Raw genomic sequence first — 9,470 nt, forward strand, 5'->3', positions numbered from 1 at the left:
CAAGGCAGGAGCGAACCCATGCAGCCTGACCTGCTCGATTTACACGTTTTACACCACTTCCGAACCTGTTCTCCGTTAACCCACTGTATGACCAACGATGTCGTACAGACCTTTACGGCCAACGTTTTGTTGGCGCTTGGCGCATCACCCGCGATGGTGATTGAGGCCGAAGAGGCTGAACAGTTTGCCGCGGTAGCCGATGCGCTGCTGATTAACGTTGGCACGCTGACCTCGCCGCGCGCCCAGGCGATGCGTCGTGCCATTGAAAGCACGGTGGCGGCAGGCAAGCCCTGGACGCTGGACCCGGTTGCCGTCGGCGCCCTGACGTTCCGCACCCGCTTTTGCCATCAAATTCTTGCCCTGAAACCGGCCGCCATTCGCGGCAATGCCTCTGAAATCCTTGCTCTTGCCGGGATGAGCGCCGGCGGGCGTGGCGTTGATACGACCGATACCGCCGCCAGCGCGGTGCCTGCTGCCCAGGCGCTGGCTCGCCAGACCCATGCCGTTGTGGTCGTCACCGGTGAGGTGGATTACATCACTGACGGGCAACGCACCCGCACGGTTACGGGCGGCGATCCGCTGATGACGCGCGTAGTGGGAACCGGATGCGCACTTTCTGCCGTTGTGGCGGCAAGCTGCTCGCTGCCGGGTGACCGGCTGGATAACATCGCTGCCGCCTGCGGATGGCTGAAACGAGCCGGAACGGTCGCCGCTGCGCAGTCGCGTGGCCCGGGCAGTTTTGCCAGCGCGTTCCTCGACGCGCTCTACACGCTGGAGGAGCAGGCATGAAGCGGATTAACGCCCTGACCATTGCAGGCACCGATCCCAGCGGCGGCGCGGGGATCCAGGCTGACCTGAAAACCTTCTCGGCCCTTGGCGCGTACGGCTGCTCGGTCATTACCGCGCTGGTGGCGCAAAACACGCGTGGCGTGCAGTCGGTCTACCGTATCGAGCCTGATTTTGTCGCCGCGCAGTTGGATTCGGTATTCAGCGACGTGCGCATTGATACCACTAAAATCGGCATGCTGGCTGAGACGGATATCGTTGAAGCGGTGGCTGAGCGGCTTAAACGCTATCAGGTGCAAAATGTGGTGCTGGATACCGTCATGCTGGCAAAAAGCGGTGACCCGCTGCTCTCCGCTTCCGCCGTCGAGACGCTGCGCAATAAGCTGTTGCCGCAGGTAGCGCTGATCACGCCCAATCTGCCGGAAGCCGCCGCGCTGTTAGGCACATCGCAAGCGCAAACGGAACGCGAGATGAAAGCGCAGGGAAACGCGCTGCTGGCAATGGGCTGCGGCGCGGTACTGATGAAAGGCGGGCACCTGGATGATGCCGAAAGTCCGGACTGGCTCTTTACCCGCGATGGCGAAGTACGTTTTACCGCGCCGCGCGTGCAGACCAAAAACACCCACGGTACGGGCTGTACGCTTTCGGCCGCGCTGGCGGCGCTGCGTCCACGGCATGACAGCTGGGCCGATACGGTGCGCGAGGCGAAAATCTGGCTCTCGGCGGCGCTGGCAAAAGCCGATACTCTGGAAGTCGGTCACGGTATTGGGCCGGTTCATCATTTTCATGCATGGTGGTAAGCCAGTATACTGGCAGGAAACACCACGCCTGAGAAAACAGAGATGGAACAAGCGCATACCCGGTTAATCGCTCAACTGAATGAACGGATCGCCGCGCCCGATAACACGCCGCTGTACCTGAAGTTTGCCGAAACGGTAAAAAATGCGGTGCGCAGCGGGGTGCTGGAGCACGGGAATATTTTGCCCGGCGAGCGCGATCTGAGCCAGTTAACCGGCGTGTCGCGCATCACCGTGCGTAAAGCGATGCAGGCGCTGGAGGAAGAGGGCGTGGTGACGCGCGTCCGTGGCTACGGGACGCAAATCAACAATATCTTCGAATATTCGCTGAAAGAGGCGCGCGGCTTCTCACAGCAGGTGGTGCTGCGCGGCCAAACGCCAAATACGCTCTGGGTTAACAAGCGAGTGGTGAAATGCCCGGAAGAGGTGGCGAACCATCTGTCGATCTCCCCGGACAGCGAGGTCTTTTTGCTCAAGCGCATTCGCTATGTGGATGACGATGCGGTGTCGATTGAAGAGTCCTGGGTCCCGGTCGGGTTAATTCCCGACCCGGATGCGATTGGCATTTCGCTCTACGACTACTTCCGCAGCCAGAATATCTTCCCGCAGCGCACCCGCTCAAGGGTGAGCGCCCGCATGCCGGACAGCGAGTTTCAGGCGCACATTAAGATGGATGAAAAAATACCGGTGCTGGTGATCAAGCAGGTTGCGCTTGACCAGCAGCACCGGCCGATTGAGTACAGCATCAGCTACTGTCGTAGCGATCTATACGTCTTTGTGTGCGAGGAGTAATTCGTCGCGAGTTGGGGCGCAGTCCCCGCCGCGGTGGCTGACTACCCAGGACGCCACGGCATTCCCCAGCAGAACGGCGTCTGCCAGTGACCATCCCGCCGCCAGCCCGGCAAGCGTGCCGCCCGCGTGGCTGTCGCCAGCGCCAATGGTGTCCACAACCGTAGCCGGAAACGCCGGAACAATGCCCGAGGTATTACCGTCATACCACGCGGCGCCGTCTTTATCATGACGCACAATCAGCGCGGTGCCGAAGCGCTGCTGCCAATCCGCACCGAGGTTTTCAGCCTCCATACTCAGTCTTTCAGCCGCGAGCCCCGCTTCCTGACGATTGAGCGACACGATTGGCCTGCAGGCCATGATTCTCTCCATCAGCGCATCAGGAACATCCGCGATGCGTGGGCCGAAATCGATAAAGGCCGTCACGTCCTGTAATCCCTCCAGCCAGCCTGTCAGCAGTTCACCGCACGGTGAGGCCAACTGATAGCCGGACAAATAGACCAGGCTGTTCGACGGGATATTAAGCACATCAAGCCAGCGCTGCTGCCACTGGTTCTCCACGCCGCTAAAGGACATAAAGGTGCGTTCTCCGTCAGGCTCCACCAGCGCCAGGCACCAGCCGTTATCGCCCGTATCGGCCTCCACGGCGCTGTGCAGATCCTGCTTCGCCATGGCGTTGCGAATGATGTCCGCCCACACGCCGTGCCCGACGGGTAAAGCGTTTTGCGCCGTAATGCCGAGCCGTTTCAGGGCGATGGCAATGTTCAGCGCGCAGCCGCCGATATTCACGCCCTGCTGTTTGAGCTCGATATCGCACCCGCGCCAGGGCAGGGCGTAGGCGTCGGCGATGACGTCAATCACCGCTGCGCCCAACACCGTCACCGGGCGCGTGGCGTGCAGATTGTCGAGACGTTGGGCAAATGCATTCATACGCCCTCCCTTTGCTCCCTGAAGTGCAGCAGTTTCTCGCAATAATGGCCGAAGTTGAGCTGGTTGACGGCATCGAGTTCGGCTTTGAGCGCCGGGTCAATCGCCTGCACGCCGTGGAGCGCACCGCAGATGGCCGTCGCCATCGCGCCAATGGTGTCGGTATCGCCGCCCAGATTGGCGCATAAAATGGCGCAGCGGTTCGGGTCGGTTCCCGCCAGTTCCACCATCGCAATGGCCGCCGGAACGGACTCGATTGTGCTGGTTCCCGCGCCAATCAGCTGATAAACCTGCTCGCTGGCGGAGTCAATACCGTTGGCTTCCCGCACGGTCTTAACCGCCAGCTCAATACGCGCCGCCAGCGACGCGCTGAAGGTGGTGGTTTTCATCTCCTGCGCATAGCGGGCGATCCCCGGCAGGGCATCAACGATGTTCTGCCAGCTTTCGCCGTCGATGGCGCGGGAAACCGCCCAGGCAATCACCACCGCGCCGGCAATGGCGAGGTCCGATTTATGGGTCGGGCTGGAGGCCAGCGCCACCTGTTCAACAAAGTGTTCCAGCCGCGTCGCCGGGAGCAGGCAGCCCAGCGGGGAGGCGCGCATCGCCGCCCCGTTCGTCACGCCGTTGTTTTCCAGTTCGCTGACCGGTTTCCCGTCACGAATCGCATTAAGCGCGATTTTTGAGGTCGGGCCGAGCACATTCTTGTTGAACGCGTCGAAATCCAGCGCCCAGTTCAGGATATGCTTGCCGATAACGTCTGCGTTAATCTCCCCGTCGCACTCAATGATCGCATCGGCGAGGCACAGCGCCATTGAGGTATCGTCGGTGAACTCTGCCTGCCCGAAATAGCAGGCCGCGTTATTTTCTGCCGGGCCGGGTAAAAAGCGGTCGATCCAGCCGAAGTGCGCTTTGACGCGCTTTCTCGGCCACAGCTCCGACGGCATGCCCATCGCATCCCCTAACGCCTGCCCGTAAAGGGCACCGAGAACACGTTCTTGTTTCATTTAACTTCCCCTTGTGTCAGCGCGGTATCGCCATCAACCACCTCAATAGCAGTGATCTCTTTGTCCGATTCGCGGAAAAACAGCATAAACAGCACGGCAATCACGGCAATCATGATTGCGCCAAATGCCCACATTCCGGCCCAGTTGAAGGTCAGCCCATTCACCGGCTCTTTATATGCGAACATTTTTTCCATCATCACGCCGCCCAGGCGGTAACCCAGCAGGCTACCAAAGCCCTGGCAGCACAGCGTAATCAGGCCTTGCGCGGCGGTACGCATGTGCACCGGCGCTTTTTTATCCACGTAGATGTACGCGGTAACGTAGTAGAAGTCGTAGCTCACGCCGTGCAGCAGAATGCCGAGGAACAGCAGGGCGTAGGTGAAGTACTGTTCCGCACCGCCGTAAACGAAGAACCCGTAGCGGATGGCGGCCGTGATCAGACCCAGCAGTAAGACCTTCTTAATACCAAAGCGTTTGGTAAAGAACGGCAGCGCCAGCATAAAGAAGATTTCAGAGAACTGGCCGAGCGTCATCCAGCCGGTGGCGTTTTTCATTCCCACTTCGGTGAGATAGCCGTTGGCGAAGATGTAATAGAAGGCCAGTGGCATGGCGAACAGAAACGAGCAGAAGAAGAACACGAGGAAATTTTTGTCGCGCAGCAGGATCAGCGCGTCCAGCCCCAGCATTACTTTGAAGTCCAGCTTGCCGGTACTTTTCGGCGGTGTGTTCGGCAGGAAGAGGGCAAACACGCCGAGCAGGGCGGAGCTGGCTGCGGTCATCAGCAGCGGAATATTGGTATCGGAAATATCGCTATAGCCCAGCATCTGCGGCAGGAAGCCGCACGCCAGCCCGGAGGCGATCCAGCCGATAGTGCCCATCACGCGGATACGCGGGAAATCGGCCTCGACGTCATCCACGTTCGCGAAGGCAATACTGTTGGTCAGCGCGATGGTGGGCATATAGGTCAGGGAGTAAACCAGCAGCAGCGGGAAGAAGGTGCTGAACTGGGTTTGCTGTGCGGCGAAGTACATCAGAATCGCGCCGGCAAACATCAGCACCGCCAGTACTTTCTGCGCGGCGAAGAAGCGGTCCGTCAGCGATCCGACCAGAATGGGGGAGAGGATAGCGGCAATGGCGGTACAGGCATAAGACCAGCCGATTTCCCCGGCGGTAAAACCGCTTTTGCTCAGCCACAGCCACAGCGGCACAAACCACGCGCCCCAGATAAACCATTCAACAAACATCATGAATGACAGTTGGACTTTCGTTTTCATTTTTTAATCCTGCATGTCAGAGAGGGTACGCCTTTAACATACCATTCTATAATACCTTTTAAATACCTTTGTGGCGATTGTTTGATCAATGTAACAGTTTTGTTGTACACGAATCGAGCCAGCAGATTGTGCTGAAAAAAAATGCAAAAGGTGGAAAATCTGTTAAGTCGGTACCAGGCTTAGTCTGCCCATAAATAATGGGACTGGATAAACACACACCGACACGACGTCGGACTTACGGGAGTATCACATGACTGATATTGCGCAGTTGCTTGGCAAAGACGCCGACAGCCTTTTACAGCATCGTTGTATGACCATTCCAGCCGACCAGCTCTATTTGCCGGGTCACGACTACGTCGACCGCGTGATGGTCGATAACAACCGTCCGCCTGCGGTTTTGCGAAACATGCAGACGCTCTACAACACCGGGCGGCTCGGTGGCACCGGATATCTTTCTATTCTGCCGGTAGACCAGGGCGTTGAGCACTCGGCGGGCGCCTCCTTCGCGGCGAATCCGCTCTATTTCGATCCGAAGAACATTGTTGAGCTGGCGATTGAAGCGGGCTGTAACTGCGTGGCCTCCACCTACGGCGTGCTGGCCTCCGTCTCGCGTCGCTATGCCCACCGCATTCCGTTCCTCGTGAAGCTGAACCACAATGAAACCCTGAGCTACCCCACCGAATATGACCAGACGCTCTACGCCAGCGTCGAGCAGGCGTTCAATATGGGGGCGGTTGCCGTTGGGGCGACGATTTACTTTGGCTCTGAACAGTCCCGTCGTCAGATTGAAGAGATCTCTGCGGCGTTTGAGCGCGCACACGAGCTGGGTATGGTAACCGTGCTGTGGGCGTATCTGCGTAACACGGCGTTCAAAAAAGACGGCGTGGATTACCACGTGTCGGCTGACCTGACCGGCCAGGCGAACCATCTGGCGGCGACCATTGGCGCAGACATCGTGAAGCAGAAAATGGCCGAGAATAACGGCGGCTATAAAGCGGTGAACTTTGGTTATACCGATGACCGCGTTTACAGCAAGCTGACCAGCGATAACCCGATCGACCTGGTGCGCTACCAGCTGGCGAACTGCTATATGGGCCGTGCAGGGCTGATTAACTCCGGCGGCGCGGCGGGCGGCGATACTGACCTGTCAGACGCGGTACGTACGGCGGTTATTAACAAACGCGCGGGCGGCATGGGACTGATCCTGGGCCGTAAGGCGTTTAAGAAATCGATGGCCGACGGCGTGAAGCTGATCAATGCAGTGCAGGACGTCTATCTGGACAGTAAAGTCACAATTGCCTGACCTGAGGGCGAAGCGTAGGCCGGGTAAGGCGTAGCCGCCACCCGGCAAGACCATCAGCGCAAAAGCACACAGTCCGGCGGCAACCGACACTGCAGCGCGCCGGGCAACACCTCAATGCGGAACTGTGTTCCGCTCAGCGGCTCTCCGTCGAGGTTAAACGTCATCCCGTGCGGGGCATTGACCTCAAACCATGCGGATTTCCCGTCAATGATATTCGGACTCTCTTCCGGCTGCGTCAGCGTGGTAAACAGCGCGGGCAGCAGGCCATCGCCCGTGAAAATCCGCAGCTGTAGCTGGCCGTCATTGATCAGCGCCTCCGGGCACAGCTGCTGGCCGCCGCCTGCCTGTCGACCATTGCCAATGCCAATGACCAGCGCGTCACCCTGCCACTGAAACTCCTCGCCGCGAATTTCGCAGCGGTCAGGCTTGAGGGTATCCATGCGCATCAGACCGTGGATCAGATATGACACGCCGCCCAGCGCCGCCTTCAGTTTTTCCGGCGTTTCGCTGGTGATGCGCGTGCCGAACCCGCCGGTAGCCATATTGATAAAGCAGGTTTTGTCATTCACCTGCGCAATATCTACCGCGGTGGCTTTACCGAGGATCGCCAGCTGGAGCGCTTTTTCTAACGCCTCCGGGATCCCGGCGCTGGTGGCAAAATCATTGGCGGTGCCGAGTGGTAAAATACCCATCACCGGGCGGTTTGCCGGGGGCAGGTCGATCAGCGCTGACGCGATCTCATTGATGGTGCCATCGCCGCCGCCAGAAATGATGGTATTGACGCCAAGCCCGAGGGCTTCATTGATATACCTTGCGGCATCGCCTTTTTCCCAGGTTACCCTGACGTGGATGCGCGCGCCGTCGTCACGCAAATCCTGAATGGCCTGACGCAGTAGATCGTTGCCCGCACTTTTGCCATTGAGAATCAATAAACTGTCTGGATAGGTTGCCATCCGCGCTGCTCCCTTTTTTAGCGTTAGTAAGAGTGTATAGCAGAGCGGAAAAAAGCGGGTAAGAACAGGATGAAAGGCAAAAAATAAGCCCGCGTAAGGGAGATTACGCAGGCTAAGGAGGTGGTTCCTGGTACAGCTAGCATTTATGGGTTATGTTTTTCAGCGGGGGGATAATACCCGTATTGAACGAAGCGGTATGTGATCCGATTCTAAGAATTATCCCAGCGCGAAAAAATTTCCCTGATTGACTATTTGCCGTGTGGGTTACGGGTGCTTTCACCGTTGAAGTTACGCATCAGCAGCGCGAACTTCAGCTCCACCTCTTCAGGAACCGGCAGCCAGACGGTATGCCCGTCACCCGGCGCGACCTCAATCGCTTCGCCTTTACCGTTTTCCAGATGCTCCAGCGTAAAGTTCATGTTGCCCTGCGGGGTCATCAGCTCCAGGCTGTCGCCTTTGGTGAACTTGTTTTTCACCGCGACGGCCGCCAGCGCGCCTTTGCGCTCGCCGGTGAAGTCACCGACAAACTGCTGGCGCTCGGATACGGAGTAGCCGTGCTCGTAGTTCTGGTAGTCGTCGTGGGTATGACGGCGCAGAAAGCCTTCGGTATAGCCGCGATGCGCCAGGCCTTCCAGAGTTTCCAGAAGGCTGGTATCGAACGGTTTACCGGCGGCCGCATCGTCGATGGCTTTGCGGTACACCTGCGCGGTACGCGCGCAGTAGTAATAGGATTTGGTGCGACCTTCAATCTTCAGGGAGTGCACGCCCATCTGGGTCAGGCGCTCGACGTGGGCGATGGCACGCAGATCTTTCGAGTTCATGATGTAGGTGCCGTGCTCGTCTTCAAAGGCGGTCATGTACTCGCCCGGACGTTTGGCTTCTTCAATCATAAACACGCTGTCGGTTGGCGCGCCGATGCCCAGCGTTGGCTCAACGTTGGTTACCGGGATCGGCTCATGCTTGTGGACGATGTTGCCGATGTCATCCTCTTTGCCTTCCTGAACGTTATATTCCCAGCGGCAGGCGTTGGTGCAGGTGCCCTGGTTCGGGTCGCGTTTGTTGATGTAGCCAGAAAGCAGGCAGCGGCCGGAATAGGCCATGCACAGCGCGCCGTGAACGAAGATTTCGATTTCCATATCCGGCACCTGGGTGCGGATCTCTTCGATCTCTTCCAGCGAAAGCTCGCGAGACAGGATGACGCGGGTCAGCCCCATCTGCTTCCAGAACTTCACCGTTGCCCAGTTGACGGCGTTAGCCTGTACGGAGAGGTGGATATCCATCTCCGGGAAGTTCTCCCGAACCAGCATGATTAAACCCGGGTCCGACATGATCAGCGCGTCCGGCCCCATATCGACCACCGGCTTCAGGTCACGGATGAACGTTTTCAGCTTGGCGTTGTGCGGCGCGATGTTGACCACCACGTAGAATTTTTTACCCAGAGCGTGCGCCTCGTTGATGCCGAGCTGCAGGTTCTCGTGGTTGAATTCGTTGTTACGTACGCGCAGCGAGTAGCGCGGCTGGCCCGCATACACGGCGTCGGCGCCATAGGCGAAAGCGTAACGCATATTTTGCAGCGTTCCCGCCGGGGAAAGGAGTTCCGGTTTAAACATGTTTGTTCTCGTTCTGATGACAGGTCA

Annotated in this window: 9 protein-coding genes; 4 read left to right on the forward strand and 5 right to left on the reverse strand. The window is 58.4% G+C overall.

The annotated features are described in order from the left end of the window. Window positions 1–18: 18 nt before the first annotated feature. The 3 genes from thiM to CWR52_RS20060 are packed head-to-tail and all read left to right on the forward strand — an operon-like array spanning window position 19 to window position 2,375. Window positions 19–789, forward strand: coding sequence for a hydroxyethylthiazole kinase (gene thiM, locus CWR52_RS20050; RefSeq protein WP_104950531.1), 771 nt, complete (start codon window positions 19–21; stop codon window positions 787–789). Beyond that, entirely contained in the window at window positions 786–1,586 is an 801-nt protein-coding gene (thiD, locus tag CWR52_RS20055) for a bifunctional hydroxymethylpyrimidine kinase/phosphomethylpyrimidine kinase (protein WP_104950532.1), read from the forward strand. The genes thiM and thiD overlap by 4 nt, the downstream gene beginning before the upstream one ends. A gap of 42 nt (window positions 1,587–1,628) precedes the next feature. After that, on the forward strand, window positions 1,629–2,375 hold the full coding sequence (locus tag CWR52_RS20060) for a GntR family transcriptional regulator (RefSeq protein ID WP_104950533.1): 747 nt from the start codon (window positions 1,629–1,631) through the stop codon (window positions 2,373–2,375). Here CWR52_RS20060 and CWR52_RS20065 read toward each other — a convergent pair. Genes CWR52_RS20065 through CWR52_RS20075 form a run of 3 tightly spaced genes read right to left on the reverse strand, consistent with a single transcriptional unit; the run spans window position 2,349 to window position 5,577 of the window. After that, entirely contained in the window at window positions 2,349–3,302 is a 954-nt protein-coding gene (locus CWR52_RS20065) for a PfkB family carbohydrate kinase (RefSeq protein WP_104950534.1), read from the reverse strand. The two genes, CWR52_RS20060 and CWR52_RS20065, sit on opposite strands and share 27 nt — an antisense overlap. Continuing rightward, window positions 3,299–4,303, reverse strand: coding sequence for an ADP-ribosylglycohydrolase family protein (locus tag CWR52_RS20070; RefSeq protein WP_104950535.1), 1,005 nt, complete (start codon window positions 4,301–4,303; stop codon window positions 3,299–3,301). Before CWR52_RS20070 ends, CWR52_RS20065 begins: the two co-directional genes overlap by 4 nt. Beyond that, a complete protein-coding gene (locus tag CWR52_RS20075) occupies window positions 4,300–5,577 on the reverse strand; it encodes a nucleoside permease (protein ID WP_045908640.1) in 1,278 nt (425 codons plus the stop codon). The genes CWR52_RS20070 and CWR52_RS20075 overlap by 4 nt, the downstream gene beginning before the upstream one ends. A gap of 250 nt (window positions 5,578–5,827) precedes the next feature. Here CWR52_RS20075 and fbaB point away from each other — a divergent pair, with 250 nt between their 5' ends. Continuing rightward, a complete protein-coding gene (gene fbaB, locus CWR52_RS20080) occupies window positions 5,828–6,880 on the forward strand; it encodes a class I fructose-bisphosphate aldolase (protein WP_104950536.1) in 1,053 nt (350 codons plus the stop codon). Window positions 6,881–6,933: 53 nt separating this feature from the next. Here fbaB and yegS read toward each other — a convergent pair whose 3' ends face one another. Together yegS and yegQ are read right to left on the reverse strand one after the other, a co-directional pair. Further along, on the reverse strand, window positions 6,934–7,833 hold the full coding sequence (yegS, locus tag CWR52_RS20085) for a lipid kinase YegS (protein WP_104950537.1): 900 nt from the start codon (window positions 7,831–7,833) through the stop codon (window positions 6,934–6,936). A 248-nt stretch (window positions 7,834–8,081) separates the two neighbouring features. Then, window positions 8,082–9,443: a tRNA 5-hydroxyuridine modification protein YegQ gene (gene yegQ / locus CWR52_RS20090; RefSeq protein WP_008500866.1), complete on the reverse strand. Its 1,362-nt coding sequence runs from the start codon at window positions 9,441–9,443 to the stop codon at window positions 8,082–8,084. Window positions 9,444–9,470: the final 27 nt, after the last annotated feature.

It is taken from the genome of Enterobacter sp. SGAir0187 (genome assembly GCF_002952735.2).
GTDB lineage: Bacteria > Pseudomonadota > Gammaproteobacteria > Enterobacterales > Enterobacteriaceae > Enterobacter > Enterobacter quasiroggenkampii.

Bases quoted from the DNA above. Each gene is read 5' to 3' on its own strand.
- thiM (WP_104950531.1), top strand. From the start codon at position 19: ATGCAGCCTGACCTGCTCGATTTACACGTTTTACACCACTTCCGAACC.
- thiD (WP_104950532.1), top strand. From the start codon at position 786: ATGAAGCGGATTAACGCCCTGACCATTGCAGGCACCGATCCCAGCGGC.
- CWR52_RS20060 (WP_104950533.1), top strand. From the start codon at position 1,629: ATGGAACAAGCGCATACCCGGTTAATCGCTCAACTGAATGAACGGATC.
- CWR52_RS20065 (WP_104950534.1), bottom strand. From the start codon at position 3,302: ATGAATGCATTTGCCCAACGTCTCGACAATCTGCACGCCACGCGCCCG.
- CWR52_RS20070 (WP_104950535.1), bottom strand. From the start codon at position 4,303: ATGAAACAAGAACGTGTTCTCGGTGCCCTTTACGGGCAGGCGTTAGGG.
- CWR52_RS20075 (WP_045908640.1), bottom strand. From the start codon at position 5,577: ATGAAAACGAAAGTCCAACTGTCATTCATGATGTTTGTTGAATGGTTT.
- fbaB (WP_104950536.1), top strand. From the start codon at position 5,828: ATGACTGATATTGCGCAGTTGCTTGGCAAAGACGCCGACAGCCTTTTA.
- yegS (WP_104950537.1), bottom strand. From the start codon at position 7,833: ATGGCAACCTATCCAGACAGTTTATTGATTCTCAATGGCAAAAGTGCG.
- yegQ (WP_008500866.1), bottom strand. From the start codon at position 9,443: ATGTTTAAACCGGAACTCCTTTCCCCGGCGGGAACGCTGCAAAATATG.